Source organism: Kitasatospora sp. NPDC042419 (assembly GCF_056437345.1).
The window spans coordinates 1-21,608 of the sequence record NZ_JBWKAW010000007.1 but is presented as its reverse complement, the minus strand read 5'-3'; the positions used below and the strand labels follow the sequence as shown (position 1 = coordinate 21,608).

20 protein-coding genes and 1 tRNA gene are annotated in these 21,608 nt (G+C 74.5%); 9 read left to right on the top strand and 12 right to left on the bottom strand.

Annotated features, from left to right (window positions below; all coding sequences use genetic code 11):
* Positions 1-75: 75 nt before the first annotated feature.
* The 4 genes from AC067J_RS16100 to AC067J_RS16085 all read right to left on the bottom strand — a co-directional run bounded on the left by AC067J_RS16100 (position 76) and on the right by AC067J_RS16085 (position 3,627).
* Positions 76-993, bottom strand: a complete 918-nt coding sequence (locus AC067J_RS16100) for a helix-turn-helix domain-containing protein (protein ID WP_478299590.1) — start codon at positions 991-993, stop codon at positions 76-78.
* 144 nt (positions 994-1,137) lie between these two features.
* Positions 1,138-1,935: an SCO1664 family protein gene (locus AC067J_RS16095; protein ID WP_478300077.1), complete on the bottom strand. Its 798-nt coding sequence runs from the start codon at positions 1,933-1,935 to the stop codon at positions 1,138-1,140.
* A gap of 137 nt (positions 1,936-2,072) precedes the next feature.
* Positions 2,073-2,636: a DUF3090 domain-containing protein gene (locus AC067J_RS16090; protein WP_478299588.1), complete on the bottom strand. Its 564-nt coding sequence runs from the start codon at positions 2,634-2,636 to the stop codon at positions 2,073-2,075.
* 211 nt (positions 2,637-2,847) lie between these two features.
* Positions 2,848-3,627: a histidine phosphatase family protein gene (locus AC067J_RS16085; protein ID WP_478299586.1), complete on the bottom strand. Its 780-nt coding sequence runs from the start codon at positions 3,625-3,627 to the stop codon at positions 2,848-2,850.
* Positions 3,628-3,745: 118 nt separating this feature from the next.
* Between AC067J_RS16085 and AC067J_RS16080 the strand changes: the two genes are divergently transcribed.
* Positions 3,746-4,738 (top strand): magnesium and cobalt transport protein CorA, encoded by a 993-nt coding sequence (locus AC067J_RS16080; RefSeq protein ID WP_478299584.1) that lies wholly within the window; start codon positions 3,746-3,748, stop codon positions 4,736-4,738.
* A 117-nt stretch (positions 4,739-4,855) separates the two neighbouring features.
* On the opposite strand, the gene AC067J_RS16075 is transcribed toward AC067J_RS16080, so the two are convergent.
* Complete coding sequence (locus tag AC067J_RS16075; RefSeq protein ID WP_478299582.1) at positions 4,856-5,902, bottom strand: LLM class F420-dependent oxidoreductase; 1,047 nt, start codon at positions 5,900-5,902, stop codon at positions 4,856-4,858.
* Positions 5,903-6,157: 255 nt separating this feature from the next.
* Here AC067J_RS16075 and AC067J_RS16070 point away from each other — a divergent pair, with 255 nt between their 5' ends.
* From AC067J_RS16070 to AC067J_RS16055, 4 genes are all read left to right on the top strand, one after another.
* Entirely contained in the window at positions 6,158-7,138 is a 981-nt protein-coding gene (locus AC067J_RS16070) for an aldo/keto reductase (protein WP_478299580.1), read from the top strand.
* 247 nt (positions 7,139-7,385) lie between these two features.
* Complete coding sequence (locus AC067J_RS16065) at positions 7,386-9,761, top strand: helix-hairpin-helix domain-containing protein (RefSeq protein ID WP_478299578.1); 2,376 nt, start codon at positions 7,386-7,388, stop codon at positions 9,759-9,761.
* A 274-nt stretch (positions 9,762-10,035) separates the two neighbouring features.
* Positions 10,036-10,818, top strand: a complete 783-nt coding sequence (locus AC067J_RS16060; RefSeq protein WP_478299576.1) for an SDR family NAD(P)-dependent oxidoreductase — start codon at positions 10,036-10,038, stop codon at positions 10,816-10,818.
* Positions 10,819-10,874: 56 nt separating this feature from the next.
* The gene (locus AC067J_RS16055; protein ID WP_478299574.1) at positions 10,875-11,525 is read left to right on the top strand and encodes an ester cyclase; all 651 of its coding nucleotides are present in this window, start codon (positions 10,875-10,877) and stop codon (positions 11,523-11,525) included.
* A gap of 173 nt (positions 11,526-11,698) precedes the next feature.
* Here the strand turns inward: AC067J_RS16055 and AC067J_RS16050 are convergent, their stop codons facing one another.
* On the bottom strand, positions 11,699-12,307 hold the full coding sequence (locus AC067J_RS16050; protein ID WP_478299572.1) for a hypothetical protein: 609 nt from the start codon (positions 12,305-12,307) through the stop codon (positions 11,699-11,701).
* Positions 12,308-12,661: 354 nt separating this feature from the next.
* On the opposite strand from AC067J_RS16050, the gene AC067J_RS16045 reads away from it, so the two are divergent.
* Positions 12,662-12,871, top strand: a complete 210-nt coding sequence (locus AC067J_RS16045) for a DUF5703 family protein (RefSeq protein ID WP_037846781.1) — start codon at positions 12,662-12,664, stop codon at positions 12,869-12,871.
* Between the two features lie 353 nt (positions 12,872-13,224).
* Here the strand turns inward: AC067J_RS16045 and AC067J_RS16040 are convergent, their stop codons facing one another.
* The 3 genes from AC067J_RS16040 to AC067J_RS16030 form a co-directional block, all read right to left on the bottom strand.
* Positions 13,225-14,097 (bottom strand): chaplin, encoded by an 873-nt coding sequence (locus AC067J_RS16040; protein ID WP_478299570.1) that lies wholly within the window; start codon positions 14,095-14,097, stop codon positions 13,225-13,227.
* A 243-nt stretch (positions 14,098-14,340) separates the two neighbouring features.
* Positions 14,341-14,583 (bottom strand): chaplin, encoded by a 243-nt coding sequence (locus AC067J_RS16035; RefSeq protein WP_478300075.1) that lies wholly within the window; start codon positions 14,581-14,583, stop codon positions 14,341-14,343.
* Positions 14,584-14,912: 329 nt separating this feature from the next.
* Complete coding sequence (locus tag AC067J_RS16030; protein ID WP_478299569.1) at positions 14,913-16,298, bottom strand: M20/M25/M40 family metallo-hydrolase; 1,386 nt, start codon at positions 16,296-16,298, stop codon at positions 14,913-14,915.
* A 210-nt stretch (positions 16,299-16,508) separates the two neighbouring features.
* Here AC067J_RS16030 and AC067J_RS16025 point away from each other — a divergent pair.
* From AC067J_RS16025 to AC067J_RS16015, 3 genes are all read left to right on the top strand, one after another.
* Positions 16,509-16,593: transfer RNA gene (locus AC067J_RS16025), tRNA-Leu, on the top strand.
* Positions 16,594-16,776: 183 nt separating this feature from the next.
* Positions 16,777-17,136 (top strand): zinc ribbon domain-containing protein YjdM, encoded by a 360-nt coding sequence (locus tag AC067J_RS16020; protein WP_478299567.1) that lies wholly within the window; start codon positions 16,777-16,779, stop codon positions 17,134-17,136.
* Positions 17,137-17,716: 580 nt separating this feature from the next.
* Entirely contained in the window at positions 17,717-18,229 is a 513-nt protein-coding gene (locus tag AC067J_RS16015) for a MarR family winged helix-turn-helix transcriptional regulator (protein ID WP_478299565.1), read from the top strand.
* Positions 18,230-18,289: 60 nt separating this feature from the next.
* On the opposite strand, the gene AC067J_RS16010 is transcribed toward AC067J_RS16015, so the two are convergent.
* The 3 genes from AC067J_RS16010 to AC067J_RS16000 all read right to left on the bottom strand — a co-directional run.
* On the bottom strand, positions 18,290-19,663 hold the full coding sequence (locus tag AC067J_RS16010) for a chloride channel protein (RefSeq protein WP_478299564.1): 1,374 nt from the start codon (positions 19,661-19,663) through the stop codon (positions 18,290-18,292).
* 280 nt (positions 19,664-19,943) lie between these two features.
* Positions 19,944-20,705: a TetR family transcriptional regulator gene (locus tag AC067J_RS16005; RefSeq protein WP_478300073.1), complete on the bottom strand. Its 762-nt coding sequence runs from the start codon at positions 20,703-20,705 to the stop codon at positions 19,944-19,946.
* A gap of 147 nt (positions 20,706-20,852) precedes the next feature.
* On the bottom strand, positions 20,853-21,608 hold a 756-nt coding region (locus AC067J_RS16000; protein ID WP_478299562.1), incomplete at its 5' end, for an acyl-CoA dehydrogenase family protein.

Genomic DNA, 21,608 nt, shown 5'->3' with positions numbered 1-21,608 from the left:
GGTGGGGGCATGACAAGGACCCGGCCGGCGACAGCCCCGCTCACGCCGGGCGGCCGCCGGTGGCCAGCAGTCAACCTACGGGCCGTCAGGAGCCGCCGCGATGGACGTGATCCGGGGATCGTGGTGATTTCCTCCGACCCGCCCCCGGAACTCCCCCGGCGTCATCCCGGTCTCCCGGCGGAAGAACCGGCAGAAGTACGCCGGATCGCCGAACCCGGCCTCCCGGGACACCTGGCGGACCGTCAGCTCGGTGCAGGCCAGCAGCCGTTTCGCCTCCAGGGTCTGCTGCTGGCGGATCAGCCGGCCCGGCGTCCGGCCGGTCGCCTGCTTGACCACGGCCTGGAGGTGGCTCACCGAGACACCCAACTCGTGGGCGCAGGAGGCGACCGAGCGCTGCACCCCGCCCGGCGTCGCGATCAGCCTGGTGAAGGCGGTGGCCAGATCGCCGGCGCGGCCCGGGGACGCTCCCGGTCCGCCCGGTGAACAGGCCCGCAGCGCACGGACGATGAGGATGTGCAGACTGGCCCGCAGCACGCCCGGGTACCCGGCCGGCCTGGCCCGGAACTCGTCCTCCATGTCGGCCAGCAGCGTGGCGATCGGCCCGGCCTGGTCGCCCAGCCGGACGGCCGGACGGGCCGCCAGGGTGCGCAGCGCCGCGAGGTCCTGCGGGTGGGCGAGCAGGAAGTCCTCGTTGAAGAGGACCACCTGCCCGGTGAGGTCGTCCGCGTCCGCCCAGTAGTGCACCTGGCCGGGCGCGATCACGCACAACTGCGGTGGTTGCAGCGACCGGTGGGCCAGGTCGAGGACATGGGCGCCGCGTCCGCCGGTGACGTACACGATCTCGTAGAAGGAGTGCCGGTGGGGGAAGCCCGCGCGGGAGAGCGGGCCGATGGTGTCGAAACTGCCGATCGCGAAGGGGAGCAGATGCGGCAACGGGACCTGTAACCGGTGCAGCGGCAGGTCCAGGTGGGGGGTGGTCCGTCGCTCGTCCATCGTCGCAGTGTGGGGCCGGGCCGGCGTACCGGTCCAGACCACTTCCGGTTGTGCGGGGTGCGCCGGACGGCGCACCGGGCCCTCGGGCCGGGCTCGCGGGTCAGGTCCGCGGGGTCCGGCTGGTGCGGGTCCGGTGCGCGCGGGTCAGATCGGCGGCCAGGGGATGGACGGCCAGTCGTCGGACGGCAGCGGGTGGGTGCCGGTGGCGCGCAGCGCCGCCACCCGGGCCCGGGCCGCGTCCAGTTCGGCGGCGGTCAGGTGCGGGGCCAGCCGCTCCCCCAGCGCGCCGTCCAGCTGTTCGGCCAGCCCGGCCAGCACCTGCGCCGACTCCGCCGGCAGCGGTTCCCCGGCCCAGCCCCAGAGCAGGGTGCGGAGCTTGCCCTCGGTGTTGAAGGTGACACCGTGGTCGATGCCGTAGATCCGGCCGTCGGCGGCCGGGATCAGGTGGCCGCCCTTGCGGTCCGCGTTGTTGAGGACGGCGTCCAGCACGGCGAGCCGCCGCAGCCGTTCGTCGTCGGGGTGGACCAGCAGCGCGGTGCGCCCGCCGCCCACCTCCGCCCGGACGATCGGCAGCCAGCCCGCGTCCGGGCCGCGCGGGTCCTGGAGCGCGAGCAGCGGCTCGGCGTCCGGGTCCGGCTCCACCCAGAGCTGCACCATGCCGGGCCCGTGCGGGCCCTCGCGCAGCACGGTCGGCGGGATCAGCGCCCAGCCGGTCGCGGCCGACACCTCGTACGCGGCGACCTCGCGGCCGGCCAGGGTGCCGTCCGGGAAGTCCCAGAGCGGGCGCTCGCCGGCCACCGGCTTGTAGACCGCCTGCGCGGTGCGGCCGTCCAGGGCGACGGTGCAGTAGAGCGCGGCGTTGGAGGCGTCGGTGAGCCGCCCGTGGACGGTCAGCGCGCCCTCGCGCAGCAGGCGCAGCGCGGTGGGCGGATCGGCGGCCAGCGCGGCGGCCTCCGCCGGGTCGGCCCGGGGCGCCTCGACGGTGTCGGGTTCGGGGGTGCCCGGCCCGGGGGCGCCGGGTTCGGGGGCGCCGGGTTCGGGGGCGCCCGGGCCCTCGGCCTGGGGCGTGGTCTCGGTGTTCAGCGCCGGTAGCCGTTCGCGCGCGGGCACAGGTGGCCCTCCGGGTCGAGCGGCAGGTTGCAGAACGGGCAGGGCTTGCGGCCGGCCGCGACCAGGTCCAGCGCCCGCTTCGCGAACACCCGGGCCATCGCGCCGGAGAGCCGCACCCGCAGCATGTCCGGGCCGTTCTCGTCGTCCTCGAAGACGGCGGCGCCCTCGTCCTCCTCGTCCTCGACCAGGGCCTGCGCCTCGACCACCAGGCAGCTGTCCACGCTGTCCCACGCCAGCGCCATCGTGCCGACCCGGAACTCCTGCTCCAGCGGGAGGTCCAGCGGCGCGGTGTCGAGCAGGTCCTGCGGGGCGCTGGCCGGGATCGACGCCGAACCGCCGCTGCGGCGCAGCGCCTCGTCGAGGACCTCCTCGATCCGCTCGGCGAGCGCGGCGACCTGGGTCTTCTCCAGCAGCACGCTGGTGATCCGCCCCCGGGCGCTCGCCTGCAGGTAGAACGCCCTGGCGCCGGGCTGGCCGACGGTGCCGGCCACGAACCGTTCGGGCTGGTCGTAGAAGTAGACCTGACGGGGCACGCTCTCGCTCCGGATCGTCTCGATCGTCGTAGGGGTCGTACGGGGTGTGGGGGGACGGCCGGGGTGTGGGGGACTCATGGTCACCCTACGACCTCCCGGGCCGGGCCGGGGAGCCGAGCCCCGGGCGGGCCGCCCCGCGGAGGGGGCGCCGCGGCGGACGCGGCACCGCGGCGGACGGGCGGCCGCGGCGCCCCGGTGGTGCCGGTGGTGCTCAGGCCGTGCCGGTGGAGCCGCCGATCACGGCGTCCCCGTCCCCGCTCCGGTCCGGTCCGCCGTCGCGGCCCCCCGGGCCGCCCGAGCCGCCCGGGCCCGCCGGACCGGCCTGCCTCGGGGCGAGCGAGGCGAGGTCGCCGGTGTCGCCCATCCTCAGCACGAAGGGGCGCCGCGCGGTGTAGCGGATCGCGGTCACCGAGCAGGGGTCGACGTTGATCCGCTGGAAGTGGTCGAGGTGCAGGCCGAGCGCGTCGGCCACCACCGCCTTGATCACGTCGCCGTGGGAGCAGGCGATCCAGACCGCGTCCTCGCCGTGCTCGGCCGCGACCTTCTCGTTCCACTCGCGGACCGCGCCGACCGTGCGGTGGCTCAGCTCGCGCAGCGACTCCCCGCCGGGGAACGCCGCCGCCGCCGCGTGGTCCTGGACGGTGCGCCAGAGCGGCTCCTTGGCCAGCTCGGCGAGCGGCCGTCCGGTCCACTCGCCGTAGTGGCACTCGCCGAGCCGCTCGTCCAGGGCGGGCTCGCCCGGCGCGGACCCGCCCCGCTCGGGGCCGGCCAGCCCGGGCCGGGCCGCGAGCAGCGGCTCCAGGGTCTGCCGGCACCGCTCCAGCGGGCTGCTGACCGCCTGGACCAGCGGGATCCCGGCGAGCCTGTCGGCCAGTGCGGCGGCCTGCGCGCGCCCGGTGTCGTCGAGGTCCACCCCCGGGGTCCAACCGGCCAGGATTCCGGCGGTGTTCGCGGTGGAGCGGCCGTGGCGGACGAGCAACAGGGTGGGCATGGGGCCTACCCTACGGCCTCCCGTCACCCCACGGGCCGAAATGATCATGCCGGGCCGGGGCGTGGTGGCACGGGAACGGCGTCGCGGCGGGTGCCCCCGAGGCGCCCCAGGGGCGACAATGGCCCGCATGATCGTCCACTGCGCCATCTACCGCGACGGCCGCCCGGTCGCGACCCCCGCGGACCCCGCCGGCGCCCTCGCCGCCGCGCGGGCGGCGGGCCGGGGCGGCTTCGTCTGGATAGGCCTGTTCGAGCCCACCGCCGAGGAACTCGACGAGGTCAGCACCGAGTTCGGGCTGCACCCGCTCGCCGTGGAGGACGCGGTCAGCGCCCACCAGCGCCCCAAGGTGGAGGCCTACCAGGGCTCGCTCTTCGTGGCGCTCAAGACGCTCGGCTACCACCCCGGCGGCCACGCCGTCACCAGCGGCGAGGTGATGCTCTTCGTCGGCGAGGACTTCGTGATGACGGTCCGGCACGGTGCCGACAGCCCGCTCGGCGAGCTGCGCGCGGAGCTGGAGCGGCAGCCCGAGCTGCTCAGGTACGGCCCGAGCGCCGTGCTGCACTCGGTCTGCGACATGGTGGTGGACGGGTACGTGGACGTGGTCGTCGGGCTCCAGGCGGACCTCGACGAGCTGGAGGCCGACGTGTTCGCCCCCGGCCGGGTGGGCCGCGACATCGCGAGCCGGATCTACGGCTACAAGCGGCAGCTGGTGACCGTCCGCCGGGCCACCGGCCCGTTGCTCGACCCGATGCTGCGGCTGGAGCGCGGCGGCGTCCCGTTCGTCCGCCCCGAGGCGCTGCCGTACCTGCGGGACGTCGCCGACCACCTCGCCCGGGCCAACGACCAGGTGGAGGGCATGGACCGGCTGCTCTCCGACATCCTCGCCGCGAACCTGGCGCAGGTCAGCGTGCAGCAGAACAACGACATGCGGAAGATCTCGGCCTGGGCGGCGCTGGCCGCCGTGCCGACGATGATCGCGGGCGTGTACGGCATGAACTTCGACGACATGCCGGAGCTGCGCCAGCCCTGGGGGTATCCGGCGGCGGTCGGGCTGATGGTGCTGGTCTGCCTGGTGCTGCACCGGGTGTTCAAGCGGCACGACTGGCTGTGAGGTGGGCGGGGACGACGGGCTGCCGGGCGGGCGGGGACGACTGGCTGTGAGGCGGGCGGGGGCGACGGGCTGCGGGGCGGGCGCCGGGCCGGTGCCCGCCCCGTCGGCCTCGCCGGCTCAGGCCAGCCCGGCACGCTCCAGCGCCTCGACACCGGTCCGCAGCGCCTGGATCCGCTCGTCGAGGGTGAAGCCGGCCGGGGCCAGGGTCAGCGTGGTGACCCCCGCGTCCGCGTAGGCCTGCATCCGGTCGGCGATCCGCGCGGTGTCGCCGACCAGCGAGGTGGCGTCGATCAGGTCGTGCGGCACGGCGGCCGCCGCACCCGCGTAGTCCTTGGCCAGGTACCGCTCCTGGATCTCGTCGGCCGCCTGCTCGTAGCCCATGCGGCGGGTGAGCTGGTTGTAGAAGTTCTTCTCCTTGCTGCCCATGCCGCCGATGTAGAGCGCGGCGTAGGAGCGCTGGGAGTCGACGCCCGCCTTGATGTCCTCGCCGACCGCGATCGTGACGGTCGGGCAGAGGTCGAAGCCCCCCAGGTCCTTGCCCGCCTTGGCGCGGCCGGCCTTCAGCGGGTCGAGCGAGAGCGCGGCGTGCTCGGGGGCGAAGAAGATGCCCAGCCAGCCGTCGGCGATCTCGCCGGTCTGCTCCAGGTTCTTCGGGCCGATCGCGGCGATGTACAGCGGGATGTGCTCGCGCACCGGGTGCACGGTGAGCTTGATCGGCTTGCCGGGCCCGCCGGGCAGCGGCAGCGTCCAGTGCTCGCCCTCGTGGACCAGCCGCTCGCGGGACATCGCCTTGCGGATGATCTCGACGTACTCGCGGGTGCGGGCCAGCGGCTTGTCGAACTTCACGCCGTACCAGCCCTCGGAGACCTGCGGGCCCGAGACGCCCAGGCCGAGCCGGAACCGGCCGCCGGAGAGGGTGTCCAGGGTGGCCGCGGTCATCGCGGTCATCGCCGGGGTGCGGGCCGGGATCTGGAAGATGGCCGAGCCGACGTCGATCCGCTCGGTCCGGGCGGCGACGAACGACAGCACGGTGGCCGCGTCCGAGCCGTACGCCTCGGCCGCCCAGCAGACCGAGTAGCCGAGCCGGTCGGCCTCCTGGGCGACGGCGATGTTGTCGGCGTCCATGCCGAGTCCCCAGTAGCCGAGGTTGATGCCGAGTCGCATGGGCACTGCCTTCCAGTTCGGGTGTTCCGTGAGGGTAACCGCGCGTCCGGCGGCCATGCTACTGGCCGGTAGCGGTGGCCTGGGTCACATTCGCGCCGCGGTCCGCGCGGCCGCGCGGGCCGTGATCGTTCTGCGGGTCTGCACACCTGCCCGGGCACCGGCCGCTACGCTCAGCCGACGTGGGGGCGCCACGCCCCACCTGCGCGTTTGTCCCCCGATGTCCTCCCGACATCGGCCAGTGAGAGGGTCCGTCCGATGGAAATGCGTCACCTCGGCCGCACCGGGCTGCAGGTCTCCCGGCTCGGCCTCGGCACGATGACCTGGGGCCGCGACACCGACGAGCAGGAAGCCGCCGAGCAGCTCAAGGAGTTCGTCGACGCCGGCGGCAACCTGGTGGACACCGCCGACGTCTACGCCGACGGCGACGCCGAGTACCTGCTCTCCCGGCTCACCGACAGCCTGATCCCCCGCTCCGACCTGGTCATCGCCACCAAGGCGGGCAGCGTCCCGGCCTCCGGCCGGCGTTTCGACGGTTCGCGCGGCCACCTGCTCGCCGCCCTGGACGCCTCGCTGCGGCGGCTCGGCACCGACTACGTCGACCTCTGGCAGGTGCACGCCTTCGACCCGGCCACGCCGGTCGAGGAGACGCTCAGCGCCCTGGACATCGCCGTCGCCTCCGGGCGCGCCCGGTACGTGGGGGTCTGCGACTACAGCGGCTGGCAGCTCGCCAAGGCCTCCACCTGGCAGAACGCCCACCACGGCCGGGTCCCGCTGGCCGGCGCGCAGCTGGAGTACTCGCTGCTCCAGCGCGGCATCGAACGGGAGGCGGTGCCGGCCGCGCAGGACGGCGGCGTCGGCCTGCTCGCCTCCTCCCCGCTCGGGCGCGGCGTGCTCACCGGCAAGTACCGGCACGGCGTCCCCCAGGACTCGCGGGGCGCCTCGCCGTACCTCTCGGGCTTCGTCCAGCCCTACCTCGGGGAGCGCTCGCGGCGGATCGTGGACGCCGTCGCCACCGCCGCCGACGGACTCGCCAGCAGCCCGCTGGCGGTGGCGCTGGCCTGGGTCCGGGACCGCACCGGGGTGGCGAGCGCGCTGGTCGGGGCACGGACGGTGGCGCAGCTGCAGGCGGCGTTGTCGGTGGAGGCCCTTACGCTTCCGAGTGAGATCCGCGGTGCGCTCGACGACATCTCGGCGCCGGTCCACCGCTACCCCGACCAGGGGTGGAGCGAGCTGTAGCACGGCGCGCCCCGCCCCGTGAACCGAAGAGCCCGACCCGACCGCGCGTCCGCCGACGTGATGTAGTGCCCGTGCCGCCGGTGCCGCCCGCGCAGCTCGTACCGCGCGTGCCGCCCCTGCCGCACGAACCGACCGACCGTCGGCCCGGCCGCCCCGCGCGACCGGTGGCCGGCCCGATCCTGCCGACCGCCCGCACGACGGGGCGGCCGGTGCCCAGCAGTGGAGTTGAGCTTTTGTGGAGCGAACGATGAGTGACACGGAGAACGGCGCTCCGGAGGAGACCTCGACGACCGCCGGCACCGACGGCGGCGCCGCTGTCCCGGCACCGGCGCCCGTTCCTGCTCCCGCTCCCGCTCCTTCGTCCGAGGCGGGGGCGGGCGCGGGGGCCGCCGGTGCGTCCGCGTCTGCGTCCGTGCCTGGTGACAAGGCGGACAAGGCGGCGGCGGTCGCGGCGCTGGCCGAGGCGGTCCGGGCCGTCGAACGGTCCACCGGGACGGGCGGCGTCCGGCTCCGGCCGGGCGGCACCGCTCCGGCGGGTGGTTCCGCCACCGCTCCTCCCTCCGCCCCGTCCTCCCCGTCCTCCCCCGACGAGGCTCCGCCGGTTCGGCCCGCCACGGCTGCGGGCGTGGGCGCCGCGACCGGCGGCGGTGCCGCGACCGGCGGTGCCACGCCCAGGAGTGGCCTGCCCGTCACCGACGACCAGCGGGCTCAGGCCCTGCAGGCCACCGCCGAGGTGCTCGCCGCCGGCGGCGCCCCGACCGACCTGGCCCCCGCCGCCGTGGCCGCGTTCGGGGACAGCGCCGCCGAGCAGCTGCGCGACGACCCGTGGACGGTACTGAGCCTGTCCGGTGTCCGGCCCGAGCACGCCGACGGCTTCGCGCGCGGCCTGCTCGGCTCCGAGGCCGGCCCCGACGACCCGCGCCGTGCCGTCGCCCTGGTCGCCTGGGTGCTGGAGCAGGGAGCCCTGCGCGGCCACTCGGCCCTGGAGATCGGCGAGGTCACCGCCGGCCTCGACCGGCTGCGCGTGCCGGACGTCTCCGCGGCCGTCCAGTCCGCCGTGCTCCAGGGCCGGGCGATGCCGTTCCAGGAGGCGCTCACCGGTGCCGAGGCGCACGCCGCCGGCGGCGACGACGAGGACGAGCCGCCGACCCGCACCCTGCTCGCCCCGGCACGGCTGGCGCTCGCGGAGGAGAGCCTGGCGGACGGGCTGGTCCGGCTGATGTCGACCTTCGTCCCCGGCGAGGACCCGGCGGACGACGACACCGGTGACGAGCCCGCCACCGACGGCCCGTCGACCGGGGAGGACACGGACCCGGAGGGCGTCCCGGAAGGCGTCCCGGCGGACGAGGCCGGCGAGACCGAGGGCCCGGACGGTGCCGGGAGCGACGCGGAGGCCCTCACCGAGGAGTCCCCGGCAGCGCCCGCCGCGCCCGGACCGGCGGCCTGGGAGGCCGCGGCCGCCGCGGCGCCGTCCTCCTCCGCGAGCGCCCTGATCCGGGCCGTCGCCGAGAGCCCGCTCGTCCTGCACACCGGCGGCGAGGCCGCCCGCGCCGAACCGGCCGCCCTGCTGGCCGCCGCCTCCGGCCTCGGGCTGCGCGCCTGGGCCACCACCTGGACCGACCAGGGCCGGGCCGCCTTCGCCGCACCCGCCGAGGCACCCGGCGCCGTCCCCGTGACCACCCTGGCCGAACTGCTGGCCGGTGCGGCCGGCCCCGGCCGGGACTCCGACGACATGCTCGCGCTCGACGTCCTGATCGTCCTGGACGCCCCGCTGCTGGACGTCGAACTGGCCGCCGCCCTGCTGGAATCGCTGGCCGACGGCGCCCGGCTGGTGCTCAGCGGCGACCCGGGCCAGCTCTGGTCGGCCGGCCCCGGCCGGTTCTTCGCCGACCTGCTCGCCGCCAAGGCCTGCCCGGCGGTCGCCTCCCGCACACCGGACTTCGGCCCGATCGGCGAGCTGGTCTCCGGCGTCGGCGTCGGCGAGCTCCAGCCGGTCGACGCCCCCGACAAGGAGGTGGTCATCCTCACCGCCAAGGACGGCGGCGAGGCCGTCCACCGCGCCGTCCAGCTGCTCACCGACTCCATCCCGCGTGCCCTCGGCATCCCGGCCGAGCAGGTGGTGCTCCTCACGCCCGGCCACGGCGGCAGCGCCGGCACCCGGGCGCTGAACGCCGCCGCCAAGGCCCGGCTGAACCCGGGCCCGGGCCGGTTCGGCGGCTTCGATCCGGGCGACCGGGTGGCCGACTCCCCCGCCCCCGGCCACACCCGGCTGGCCCGGGTCGTCGACGGCGACGCCACCGGCCTGCACCTGGAGTACACGGACGGCACCCGCCGGACGGTCCCGCCGGCCGAGGCCGGCCGGCTGCGGCACGGCTGGGCCCTGACCGTCCACCAGGCCGTCGGCCGCCGCTGGCCGGGCGCGGTGGTCGTGCTGCCCGACGACGCGGCCGCGGGGCTCACCCGCCAGTGGGTCTACACCGCCTTCGGCCGCGGCGAACGCCACCTCTCGGTGGTCCACGCCGCCGGTCCGGCGCTCGCCCAGGCCGTCGCCGAGCGCCCGGCCTCCCCCCGCACCACCCGGCTCCGCGCGATCCTGGCCGAGAACGCCGCCCAGACGTACTGACCCCGGTCGCCGCCCGGCCCCACCACGTCCACACCGCGGTCCGCACCACGTCCGCACCACGGGAGGGTCCCTCACCCACGAGGGGCCCTCCCGCGGCGTTCTCCCGCCCCGGACCCGGTCGGCGCCCCGCGCACCGTCAGCCATGAACACAGCTCATCGATCCGGTAGAAATCAAGCCTTGGACGCATGACCCCAGGTCGGCGGAGGGTGGAGGCAGTTCGCCCCCAGCTCCCCAGCTCCCCCGCGAACCCGGACCGACCGAGGAGTGCCGTTCATGGATCTTCAGCTCACCGACAAGGTGGTCGTCGTCACCGGCGCCTCCGCCGGGATCGGCGAGGCCGCCGTACGACTGCTCGCCGCCGAGGGCGCGGTCGTGGTCGGCGTGGCCCGCTCGCCGGAGGGCGTCACGGCGCTCGGCGAACGGGTGGAGGCGGTGGCGGCCGACGTGACCGATCCCGGCGCGGCCGGCCGCGTCGTCGACCGGGTGCTCGCCCGGCACGGACGGCTGGACGCCCTGGTCAACAACGTCGGGGGCCTGGACGCCCGCCCCGGCTTCCTCGATGTCACCGACGAGCAGTGGCTCGCCACCTTCGACCTCAACTTCCACTCCGCGGTGCGGATGAGCCGTGCCGCACTGCCCGCGCTGCTGCGCCGGGGCGGCGCGCTGGTGCACGTCGCCAGCGAGGCCGCCCGGCTGCCCGACAGCCCGCTGGTGGACTACGCGGCCGCCAAGACCGCGCTGCTCTCGCTCTCCAAGTCCCTCGCCGTCGAGTTCGGCCCGCGCGGCGTCCGTTCCAACGTGGTCTCGCCGGGGCCGACCCGGACCCGGCTCTGGGACGCGCCCGGCGGCTTCGCCGAGCAGCTCGCCGCGGGCTTCGGGCTGCCCGTCGAGGAGGCGGTCGACCACTTCGTCCGCGAGGTCCGGCGCCTGCCGAGCGCCCGGCTGGGCACGCCCGAGGACGTCGCCCGGGTGATCGCCTACCTGGCCTCGCCACTGGCCGGGCAGGTCACCGGCGCCGAGTGGGCGGTCGACGGCGGCGCACTGCGCCAGCTCTGAACCGGCCCGGACCCCTGCGCGCCACCCACCGCTCCGAGAGAGGAACGTCCGAAATCATGCGCTCGCCGAAGCGTCCCCGCACCACTGCCGTCGCCACCGTCGCCGCCCTCGCCGGCCTGCTCGCCACCACCGTCGCGCTGGGCACCGCGACCACCGCCACCGCGCGCGGTTCCGCCGACTCCCACCGCCCCGGCACCGGCACGGCCGCCGACCGGGCCTGGCGCCTGGTGGACCGTTCGCCGGGGCTCGTCCAGCCGCGCGCCCTGACCGTCGACGGGTCGCTCGGCAAGCGCCGGGCCGCCCAGGAGGTCCGGCTCGCCCAGCAGCTCTACACCTTCTGGAACACCGGCGAACAGCGCTACCTGGACGCCGCCGTCGACCGGAGCTTCCGGGACAACACCCTCCCGGCCGGCCGCCCGCAGGGCCCGGCCGGTCCGGCCTTCGCCTCGCGCGCCTTCCGCGCGGCCGTACCGGACCTGAGCTGCGAGCTCGCCGACCTGCTGGTCACCGGCGACCGGATCACCGCCCGGCTGGTCTTCCGCGGCCACTTCACCGGCGTGTTCGACGGCGTGACGGGGCAGGGCCAGCGGGTCGAGTTCAACGCGATCGACATCCAGCACGTCGGGACCGACCGGATCACCGAGGACTGGCACATCGAGGACAACCGGACGCTGCTCGCCCAACTCGGCGTCGCCGCCGCCCGCTGAGTGCCCCCGGCCGCTCCTCGCACGGGACCCGGAACGCGGGACACGGGCACGGGAAGCGGGGCGGCACCGGGGGAGGTGCCCCGGTGCCGCCCCCGCTCCAGCGGTCGGGGACGGCGCGGACGAGCGTCCGGCGGGCCGGCGGGTCCGCGGGCAGCGGGCAGCGGGACCGCGGGTCAGTCGTCGAGGTCCTCGTCGTCGTAGACCTCGCTGACGTCGAAGCGGCAGATCAGCAGCTGCGGGTCCGCGTGCTCGAAGGGCTCCGGCAGCCACTCCCCGGGCTCGGTCGGCTCGGCGGCGGCCACCCAGAGCGTCGAGTCGGCCTCCTCCAGCCCGAACTCCTCGCTGCGGGCGGCGATCTCGTCGGGCTCGAACTCGCCGAACAGCACACCGATCGCGGCGTTCACCCCGCCACTGTCCGCGCCCCCGCCCGGGACCAGCGAATCGTCCAGCCGTTCCGCCTGGGCACGCAGCCGCTTGGGGTCGACGATGTGGTAGTCGCGGCGGATCAGCACGCTGATCGCCTCGGGCTGTTCGGGGCCGTGGTACCCGCCCGGGCCCTCGTCACCGGGGACCTCGAAGGGGGTGACCTCGTCGTAGACCTCGTAGAGGAGTTGGTCGTACGCGATCGCCGCCGTCGCGAGCTGCTCGTAGGCGGTGGACACAGCGGAATCGTCCGCTGCGGTGGGGCTTGACACCGCTTCCAGATGACGGTCGATGGCGGCCTTGACCGCCTCGGCGGCGGCGCGTACCTCGGCAATGGTGGGCTGCGCGGCATCAGACATGGTGCAGACGCTATCTCCCCTCGGTGCCGGTACGCACAGCGGTTGTCACCTACACCCGCGATTTCACCGCAACTTCCCCCTCGATGTCCGTTCCGCGTGGTTCTGTCCCCACCCCCGGACCGGCCTCCGGGGGCGCGGGGCGGGCGGGCTGAGCCGTACGGGTGCCGCTTCACGAGCCGCGTTCGGGGTATGCCGGCCACAGGAGCAACGGAACTGATGCATTGTCAGCACCGGACCGGGGCCCGTCGGGCGGTCCCGGCGGGAGGGCGGCGGGGATCGCGACCGAAAATACCCGGGCCGGTTGTCGGAAGCAGGCCGTAGGCTTGCCTCCAGGTGTCCCTCAGGAGGAGCGTTTTGACCCCACCGAAGCCGGTCCGGCAGCCGGAGTACGAGTACCAGTCGCTGCGCATGCCCCGCGGGACTTCCCGCAACGCGGCACGCCAACTACTCACCGATCACGCCGAGTACGGGCACTGGGAACTGGACAGGCTCCGCCTGTTCCCGGACGGCAGTCGGACCGTGCTGCTGCGCCGGCGGATCATCCGGCAGGTCCGGAGCTGGTGACGGCCTCCACCTGCTGAGACGGCGTGTCGCCTTCGCCGCCGACCGGCCTCCTCGACGGCTTCCCCGGGTCGACGCGCTTCGGCCGGTTCACCCGGTCCGCTTCAGCCGGTCGCTTCACCCGGTCCGCTTCGGTCCGCCTCTACTCCCGGCTCTCTCCCGACAGGCCCGCTCCCTGCTTTGACGCGACGTCGCCGACGCGACGCTCCGCCGCGCGCCCGTGGCCGCCGTTCCTCTGACGGTCACGGGCGCGCGGCGTCCGACCGACCCGGGCGCGCAGTGGACGTGCGCCCCCGGACGGAAGCACCGCACCGGCCCGGGGCCGGTGCGGTGCTCAGTGGTTCCCGGTGCCGTGCTCAGCGGGCGCCGGCGCGGGCGCGGCGGTAGAGGACACCGCCGCCGATCAGCAGCGCCAGTCCGGCCGCGCCGAGCAGTTCGGTCGAGCCGGCGCCGGTCGAGGCCAGCTGGCTGCCGACCGCGGTGGAATCGGCCGAAGGCGACGCGGACGGGCTGCCGGTCCGCGCGGAGGCCGGCACCGCATGGCCGCTCGGGCTCGCCTGACCCGCCCCACCGGTGGCGGCACCGTTCGGGGTGCTGCTCGGGGTGCCGGCCGGGGCGGCGGGGGTCGGGCTGCCGGTGCGCGGGATGCCGGGCGTGGTCTCGCTGCTGCTCGGGCTCGGGGTGGACGGCGTGCTGGTGGCGGGCGGCGGCGGGTTGTGGGGGTTGTGGCCCTCCGGGCAGTCCTCGTCCGGGGTGGGGGGCGGGGTGTGCACCGGCGCGGGCGCGTTGGCGCAGTCGTTGCCGAAGGCGGGGTTGGCGGCGCCCACCACGTCGACCGAGTTGCCGCAGGCGTTCACCGGGATGTGCACGGGGGCCTGGACGCTGTTGCCGGAGACCACGCCGGGCGAGTTGGCCGCCACACCGGAGGCACCGGCCCCCGAGGCCGCGGCACCCGAACCGGCGTGCCCGCCCGCGCCCGAACGCCCGGAGGCGTTGGCGCAGTTGTTGCCGTACGCCGGGTTCAGCACCCCGATCACGTCGACCGTGTTGCCACAGGCGTTGATCGGCACGTGCACCGGCACCTGCACCGAGTTGCCGGAGGCCACACCCGGTGACCCCACCGCGTCCCCCTCCGCCCCGGCGCTCGCATAGGCGTAGCCGGCGGTCGAGGCCAGCACACTGCCGGTGGCCACGGCCGTGAGGAGCCCCTTCTTGGCTGCATTCCTCATATTTTCCCCTGACGTATCGAGACGACGTGATGACCTACCGAAAGTCGGAATTTCCGAATAAGCGGAGAGGTCTTCGGCTGCATGGGAGAGAACGAAGAAACCCGAGCGGAGGTTGACCCGAACCAGTCCTATTCACCCGTTCGAGGGATGTGACTCGGAAGGCACGGGGCGGACTCGGGCAGACAAGCGCCCCCGGCGCGGCGAATCCGCCACCGGGGGCCCGTCTCAACGACTGGCGTGGGCTCAGACGTTGGCGCAGTGGTTGCCGAACGCCGGGTTCAGCACGCCGATCACGCTGATGGTGTTGCCGCACAGGTTGACCGGGATGTGCACCGGGATCTGGATCTGGTTGCCCGACACGACACCCGGGGAGCCGGCGGCCACACCCTGGGCACCCGCCCCGCCGTGGGCGGAGGCGACACCGGCGGCGGCGAGCAGCAGACCGCCGGTGGCGGCGGTAACGGCGGCGATCTTCTTGACCTTCATCATTCCTCCTGTATGAACACCCGGATATCGGTTCCGGGCCGTCATAGGAGTGAACGAGGTTGCGGCAAACGGGGTACGGAACAGGCGTCCCATTCACTCGGAGCGGTGATACGACGAACAGGTAATCGACCTAAGTCAGGCTGCATCAGGGCTCGTACCGACCGGGGACACCCGCCCCGACCACGACGGACGGCCCGCCCCCGGAACTCCGGGAACGGACCGTCCGCCGCCCCGGGGCCGGGTCGGAACGGCCCCGGGCGAGCCCTCGCACGGCGGGTGTCGACCCCGCAGGCGTCGACTCAGCAGGCGTCGACTCGGCAGACGTCGACTCAGCAGGCGTCGATGAACCGGTCCAGCACCCGCACGCCGAACTTCAGCCCGTCCACCGGCACCCGCTCGTCCACGCCGTGGAACATCCCGGCGAAGTCCAGCTCCGGCGGCAGCTGCAGCGGGGCGAACCCGAAGCAGCGGATCCCCAGGTCCTGGAACGACTTGGCGTCCGTCCCGCCGGACAGGCAGTACGGCACCGCCCGGGCGATCGGGTCCTCGGCCCGCAGCGCGGTCTGCATCGCCTCGACCAGGGCGCCGTCGAAGCTCGTCTCGATCGCCTTGTCCGAGTGCAGGCTCTCCCGCTTCACGCGCGGGCCGAGCACGCTGTCCAGCTCGGCCAGGAACTCCTCCTCGTAGCCGGGCAGGAAGCGCCCGTCCACGTGCGCCGTGGCCTGCCCGGGGATCACGTTCACCTTGTAGCCGGCGCCGAGCATGGTCGGCTGGGCGGTGTTGCGCAGCGTGGTGCCGATCATCTTGGCGATGCCGCCGAGCACCCGGAGCGTCTCGTCCATGTTCTCCGGGTCGAGCTCGACGCCCAGCGCGTCCGACAGCTCGTCCAGGAAGGCCCGGACGGTCTTGGTGATCCGCAGCGGGAACTGGTGCCGCCCGAGCCGGGCCACCGCCTCGCAGAGCTCGGTGATCGCGTTGTCGTCGTTCTCCATCGACCCGTGCCCGGCCCGGCCCTCGACGGTGAGCCGCATCCAGTGCATGCCCTTCTCCGCCGTCTCGATCAGGTAGAGGCGGGCCTGGTCGTTGACCGTGAACGAGAAGCCGCCTACCTCGCCGATCGCCTCCGTCACGCCCTCGAACAGCCCCGGGTGCTTGTCCACGAGGTACCGCGCGCCGTAGGTGCCGCCCGCCTCCTCGTCGGCGAGGAAGGCCAGCACCAGGTCGCGCGGGGGCTTGCGCCCGGTACGCAGCCGGTCCCGGACGACCGCCAGGGTCATCGCGTCCATGTCCTTCATGTCGACCGCGCCGCGACCCCAGACGCAGCCGTCCGCGACCTCCCCGCCGAACGGGTCGTACGTCCAGTCCGCGGCGTTGGCCGGCACCACGTCGGTGTGCCCGTGGATCAGCAGGCCGGGCCGCGACCGGTCCTCGCCCTCGATCCGGACGACGGTGGAGGCCCGACCCTTCGCCGACTCGAAGATCTGCGGTTCGAGACCGAACTCGGCGAGCTGCTCGGCCACGTATTCGGCGGCCTTCCGCTCACCCGGACCGGAACCGTCGCCGTAGTTGCTGGTGTCGATCCGGATCAGATCGCGGCAGATCTCGGCGACCTCGGACTCGCCCGTCACCTTCGCCGCCGCCCGCCCCGCCGACTCGCTCCGTTCGCTCACGGTCACTCCTCGTCTCTGGCCCGCACCGGCGCCCCAGCGCGCCATCCCCGGGACCTGCACCCGGGCCGTACGAGCACGTCCGCCCATCCTCTCCCAGCCCCCGACCCGGATCCACCCCCACGAAACACGCCGACACACCCCCGCAACCCCCACTCCCCCACCCGGAGCCGTTTTGGGACCCAAAGCCGATCACTGCTACAGTTACATCTGTCAGCGCGGCCGACGAACAGAAGGAAGCCGCAAAGACAACACCCCGTCCGGGTGGCGGAATGGCAGACGCGCTAGCTTGAGGTGCTAGTGCCCTTTATCGGGCGTGGGGGTTCAAGTCCCCCCTCGGACACAACGTGCGGGCCAGGAGAAATCCTGGCCCGCATTTTGCGTTCCGGCACGGCCGCACACCGCCTGCAGCCGCCCCGGCCGCGGCAGGCCCTCCGGCGGACGGCCCCGGCTGGGAGCGCTCGGCCCCGCGAGGCGGGCTCCACGGTTCCGCGGGGCGCCCGAGGGGCTCGGATAGCCTGGCGGGATGAGTGAGAATCTGCCTCCCTGCCCCAAGTGTTCGAGCGAGTACACGTATGAGATGGATGCCTTGATCGTCTGCCCGGAGTGCGGGCACGAGTGGGCGGCGGCCGGGGAGGGCGCCGGGGAGGCGGGGGACTCCGGGGAGCGGGTCGTGCGGGACTCGGTCGGGAACGTGCTGAGCGACGGCGACACCGTGACGGTCGTCAAGGCGCTCAAGGTGAAGGGGAGCGCCTCGGGGATCAAGGCGGGGACCAAGGTGCGGAACATCCGGCTGGTCGACGGGGTGGACGGCCACGACATCGACTGCCGGATCGAGGGGTTCGGCGCGATGCAGCTGAAGTCGAGTGTCGTGAAGAAGGCCTGAGGCCCGGCCGGTCCGGAGACGGCGGGCGGGCCGCGGGGGGCGGCACCCGGTTCAGCGGGCGGTCCAGACCGGACAGGCCGGCTGGTGACGGTGGGTGCGGATGACGGTGCCGCCGAGGGAGCGGTGCTCGGTCGTCGAGATGGCACAGCAGGGCCGGGGGGACGACGCCGGTGCGCGCACGGACGTGCGCACCGGCGGGTGGGCGGGTACCGCCCGGGGCCTGGGACCGGCGGTCGGGGACGCGGTCGGGGACGCGGGCACCGTCGCGGACGCGGTCGCGGTCGCGGATGAGCACGGGTGCGGGTGCGGCCGACGGGCGGCGGTGCGGTGGACGGCGGGACGGCGGCCGCGTCGGCGGCGGGGTGAAGAGGTGGTCACGGTGGCGAGGTTGCCCCGACCGGGGCCGACCAACCCGGGACCCACTCGAACGAGCGTGAGCCGGAAATCCGTTGACGCCGAGTCAGGCAAAGTAGAGAATTCATTCATTATGAAGGACGTACATACTTCTTCCGAGCCGGCCGCCGGTCCACTGGACCGCGATGCCGAAGGGCGGCTGTACGACCCCCGGGTCCGGACCGCCATGACCACGTTCACCCACGACGGAGACACCCTCGCCCTGGAAGCCGCCGCCGCGGCCCGCTCGGCGTTCCACGCGGTGGAGCGGCTGCGCGCGCACGGTTCCGAGGGGCGCGGACTGAGCTCGGGCGCGCTGGACGTCCTGGTCCGGCTGGGCGCCGCCGGCCGGGCCGCCGAGGGCCCGTCCGGCCTCACCGTCGGCGAGCTCGCACGGGCCGGGGGCGTCAGCTCGCGCAACGTGACCGGGCTGGTCGACACCCTGGAGCGGGAGGGCCTGGCCCGGCGGTCGGCCGACCCGCGCGACCGCCGGGCGGTGCTGGTCACCGCCACCCCGGAAGGGCTGGCGTGGCTGGAGGCGTTCCGGGCCCCGACCGAGCGGGCGATGAGCGCGGTCTTCCGCGGGTTCTCGGCGGACGAGCTCGCCCAGCTGCGCCACCTCTGCCTGCGGTTGGTGGAGAACCAGCGGCAGGTCGAGGCGTACCTGAGCGCGGGGGCACCGCAGCCCACCGGGGAGTAGCTGCGGAGAAGGGGAAGGAGAAGGGGAGAGGGGAGCCCGGGGAGGACGAGCGGGAAGCGCTCAGGCGGGCCGGGCTTCCGTGCGGGCCCCGGTGCGGCGGTCGCGCAGGCTGCGGAGCAGTTCGCCGGTGATGAAGGCCGTCACGGAGGCCACGATCAGCAGCGGCATCGCGTCCGTCGCGGTCGATCCCAGCAGCGCCGTCGCCAGTACGGTGCTGGTCACCGGCAGCCGGGTCACCGCCGCGCCGGAGGCGGCGAGCCCGGCCGCCAGGCCCGGCCCGACGCCGAGGCCGGGCAGCGGGCCGCAGGCCACCCCGATGGCGCCGCCGATCAGCACCGCCGGGAAGATCGGACCGCCGCGCAGGCTGCCCAGCGCGATGCCCCAGCCGACCGTCTTGCAGAGGACCAGCGCCAGCAGCGCGCCTTCCGACCAGGAGCCGGGGTCGGCGGCGAGGGCGCCGAGGGTCGCCTGCCCGGAGAGCGCGTCCTGCTCCGGTGAGCGGCCGGTGATCAGCGCGTACACGGTGATGGTGACACCGACCGCGACCGCGCAGAGCACCGTCCGGACCGCCGTCTGCCGGGCGGTCGGCACCGCCGCGGGGCCACCGGGGCCCTCCGGGTCGCCGGTGGTGAACGCCTTGACCCGGTGGCCGAGCATCTGGCCGGCCACGCAGATGGCGGCGACGCCGACGGCGACCGGCACGCCCCAGAGGAAGTCGCCCGGGTCGGGGATGCTGCTGGGCGGCACGGAGGGCAGCGAGAGCGCCCCGATCGACAGCCCGGTCCAGTGCCCGAAGCCGGTGAACACCAGCGCGCCGATACCGCTGGCCAGCAGGCAGGGCAGGATAAGCGCGATCAGTCGCGGACCGCCGAGCCCGGCCGCCTCGATCATCATCACGGCGGCGACCAGCGGGCTGCCGAAGATGGTGGAGATCGCCGCCGTCGAGCCGGCCGCTCCGAGTACGGGTGCCAGCTGGGGCTGGGCGGTGCGCCGGGCGGAGCTCACGGCGAGCAGCGCCAGTCCGCTGCCCATCGCCATCAGCGGCGCCTCCGGGCCGAGCACCACACCGAGCGGCAGGCAGACGAGCGCCGCCAGCACGACGCCGGGCACGGTGTTCGGCAGGAACGGCGGCCCGCCGAGCCCGTCGACCGGGACGTGCCCGCCTCGACCGGGCATCCGGGTGATGATCGGGGCCAGCAGCAGTCCGGCGACCAGCAGCAGGGGCAGCGGCCACCACCAGGGCGACTGGTCGTAGCCGAGGGCCTCCGGCAGGCTCTCCCAGATCCAGTGCTGGAGTTCGTGCTCCAGGCTGACGAAGCCGAAGGCGGCCAGCGACACCGGGGCACCGACCAGCGCCGCGATCAGCAGGAGGCCGATGTAGCCCTTGGTCAGCAGCAGACGGCGCAGGGTGGGATCACCGCTCTGCTCGGGCATGCCGGCTCCTTCGCGCTCCCCGGCCGGTCCACCCCCGGCCGCGTCCTGCGACCGAGTCTCGCCCGCGCCCCCGGGCCCCGCACGGCAGGCGGCGCCCCCGGCACGGCGCGCCCCGCCGGGGTTGCGCCGTACGGGTGAGCGGGTGGCGCGGATGAGCGGGTGGCACGGATGAGTGGGCGAGGCGGGCAGCCTGACGGCCGGGCAGGCGGGCGGGCAGGCAGGCAGGCAGGCACCGAAGGGTGGGCCCGTACCGGAGGTGCGGGGCGCTGACCGGGCCGGGTCAGTCCTGTCGGACCCGGTGGGACTCCCCCAGGGCGCTCTCGATGCCCTGGACCATCCGCCAGAGCGGCGCGCGGCGGCTGGCGACCAGCACCACGACGTCGTCGTCCGCCCCGTCCTCGTGCCCGCCGTCCCGGCCGCCGGGACCGGTTGCGGAAGCGGAGAGCGGACCGGCGCCCGCGGAGCCGTCCGGCGTCGTGTCACCGGACCGGTCGCCCAGGGTGCCGGTGACGAAGGCCATCGCCTGGTCCACCTCGGCCACCCAGTCGCTCTCGCCGCCCGAGCGCAGCCAGGTGCGCAGCGCGTGGTTGTGCGCGGCGACCACGGCGGCGGCGATCACGTCGGCCCGCAGCGGCCCGTCCGGCCGGTCGGCGAAGCGGCCGCGCAGGTAGTGCGCGAGGGTGTGCTCGTACCGCCAGACCACGGAGAGCTCGTACGCGCGCAGGCCGGGCACCTTGCGGGTGAGCCGGTAGCGCTGGACGGAGAAGGAGGGCTGCTCGGCGTACATCCGCAGGACCAGGCGGGCGGCGTCGCTGGCCCGCCGGACCGGGTCCTCGTCGCCGGTGCCGGACTCCAGGAACTCCGTCATCTCGGCGAGGCTGCGCTCGTGGTCGGGGAATACCACGTCCTCCTTGGCCGGGAAGTAGCGGAAGAAGGAGCGCCGGCCGACGCCCGCGAGCGAGACGATGTCGTCGATCGTGGTCTGTTCGAATCCGCGCTCCAGGAAGAGCTCGAAGGCGGCGGCGACCAGCGCCTCGCGCATCGCGGGCTTCGGCGGCCCGTCGTTCATGGGCTGGTCCTGCGCTTCCTTCTCGCTCATTCCCGGAACATAGCATCGGCTTCGAACACCCGGACCGGCGCGCCGACGTCGTAGCGCGGACCGGCCCGGGCACCCGGGGGTGACGACGGGTTACGGCAGGTTGCGGGCCATGACGATGCGCTGGATCTGGTTGGTGCCCTCGTAGATCTGCGTGATCTTCGCGTCCCGCATCATCCGCTCCAACGGGTAGTCCCGGGTGTACCCGTACCCGCCCAGCAACTGCACCGCGTCCGTCGTGATCTCCATCGCCGCGTCCGACGCGAAGCACTTCGCCGCCGCCCCGAAGAACGTCAGGTCCCCGTCCCCGCGCTGCGACTTCGCCGCCGCCGCGTACGTCAACTGCCGCGCCGCCTCCAGCTTCATCGCCATGTCCGCCAGCATGAACTGGACCCCCTGGAAGTCACCGATCGGCTTCCCGAACTGCTTGCGCTCCCGCACGTACCCCTTCGCGTAGTCCAACGCACCCTGCGCGATCCCCAGCGCCTGCGCCGCGATCGTCACCCGCGTGTGGTCCAGCGTCCGCATCGCCGTCGCGAAACCCGTCCCCTCCGCACCGATCATCCGATCGGCCGGGATCCGCACCTCGTCGAAGTACACCTCACGCGTCGGCGAACCCTTGATACCGAGCTTGCGCTCCGGCGCACCGAACGACACCCCCGCGTCGCCCTTCTCCACCACGAACGCCGAGATCCCCTTCGACCGGGCCTCCGGATCCGTCACCGCCATCACGGTGTAGAACTCCGACACCCCCGCATTGGTGATCCAGCGCTTCACACCGTTCAGCACCCAGAAGTCGCCGTCCCGCACCGCCCGGGTCTTCATCCCCGCCGCGTCCGAACCCGCCTC

Coding starts and splice junctions, on each gene's coding strand:
- AC067J_RS16100 (WP_478299590.1), bottom strand. CDS start 993: ATGGACGAGCGACGGACCACCCCCCACCTGGACCTGCCGCTGCACCGG.
- AC067J_RS16085 (WP_478299586.1), bottom strand. CDS start 3,627: ATGCCCACCCTGTTGCTCGTCCGCCACGGCCGCTCCACCGCGAACACC.
- AC067J_RS16080 (WP_478299584.1), top strand. CDS start 3,746: ATGGCCCGCATGATCGTCCACTGCGCCATCTACCGCGACGGCCGCCCG.
- AC067J_RS16075 (WP_478299582.1), bottom strand. CDS start 5,902: ATGCGACTCGGCATCAACCTCGGCTACTGGGGACTCGGCATGGACGCC.
- AC067J_RS16070 (WP_478299580.1), top strand. CDS start 6,158: ATGGAAATGCGTCACCTCGGCCGCACCGGGCTGCAGGTCTCCCGGCTC.
- AC067J_RS16065 (WP_478299578.1), top strand. CDS start 7,386: ATGAGTGACACGGAGAACGGCGCTCCGGAGGAGACCTCGACGACCGCC.
- AC067J_RS16060 (WP_478299576.1), top strand. CDS start 10,036: ATGGATCTTCAGCTCACCGACAAGGTGGTCGTCGTCACCGGCGCCTCC.
- AC067J_RS16055 (WP_478299574.1), top strand. CDS start 10,875: ATGCGCTCGCCGAAGCGTCCCCGCACCACTGCCGTCGCCACCGTCGCC.
- AC067J_RS16050 (WP_478299572.1), bottom strand. CDS start 12,307: ATGTCTGATGCCGCGCAGCCCACCATTGCCGAGGTACGCGCCGCCGCC.
- AC067J_RS16040 (WP_478299570.1), bottom strand. CDS start 14,097: ATGAGGAATGCAGCCAAGAAGGGGCTCCTCACGGCCGTGGCCACCGGC.
- AC067J_RS16035 (WP_478300075.1), bottom strand. CDS start 14,583: ATGAAGGTCAAGAAGATCGCCGCCGTTACCGCCGCCACCGGCGGTCTG.
- AC067J_RS16030 (WP_478299569.1), bottom strand. CDS start 16,298: ATGGCGCGCTGGGGCGCCGGTGCGGGCCAGAGACGAGGAGTGACCGTG.
- AC067J_RS16020 (WP_478299567.1), top strand. CDS start 16,777: ATGAGTGAGAATCTGCCTCCCTGCCCCAAGTGTTCGAGCGAGTACACG.
- AC067J_RS16015 (WP_478299565.1), top strand. CDS start 17,717: ATGACCACGTTCACCCACGACGGAGACACCCTCGCCCTGGAAGCCGCC.
- AC067J_RS16010 (WP_478299564.1), bottom strand. CDS start 19,663: ATGCCCGAGCAGAGCGGTGATCCCACCCTGCGCCGTCTGCTGCTGACC.
- AC067J_RS16005 (WP_478300073.1), bottom strand. CDS start 20,705: ATGCGCGAGGCGCTGGTCGCCGCCGCCTTCGAGCTCTTCCTGGAGCGC.